The following is a 278-nucleotide window of genomic DNA, read 5'->3' as shown; positions in this document are numbered from 1 at the left end:
CCTGGACGACGGCACGGTGCTGCACGACAGCCGGGTGATCTGCGAGTACCTGGACCTGCAGCATGTGGGCATGCCGTTGCTGCCGCGTGAAGGCTCGGCGCGCTGGCGGCGCATGACGCTGGTGTCGCAGGCCGATGCGATCATGGATGCGGCGGTGTCGTCGCGCTATGAGAGCTTCCTACGGCCTGAAGGCAAGCGCTGGGACGGCTGGCTTGAAGCGCAGGGCGAGAAGATCCGCCGCAGCCTGGCCAACCTGGAGCAGGAGCACCTCGCGGAAC

The 278-nt window shown here is 67.6% G+C and carries 1 pseudogene; it reads left to right on the top strand.

The annotated features are described in order from the left end of the window. Positions 1-278 (top strand): annotated as a pseudogene (locus SB772_RS40280) (glutathione S-transferase); the annotation flags it as partial.

Origin of the sequence: Paraburkholderia sp. SIMBA_030, assembly GCF_046535245.1 — a bacterium.
In the GTDB taxonomy this organism is placed as follows: domain Bacteria; phylum Pseudomonadota; class Gammaproteobacteria; order Burkholderiales; family Burkholderiaceae; genus Paraburkholderia.
This window is presented reverse-complemented; position numbering and strand designations above follow the sequence as displayed.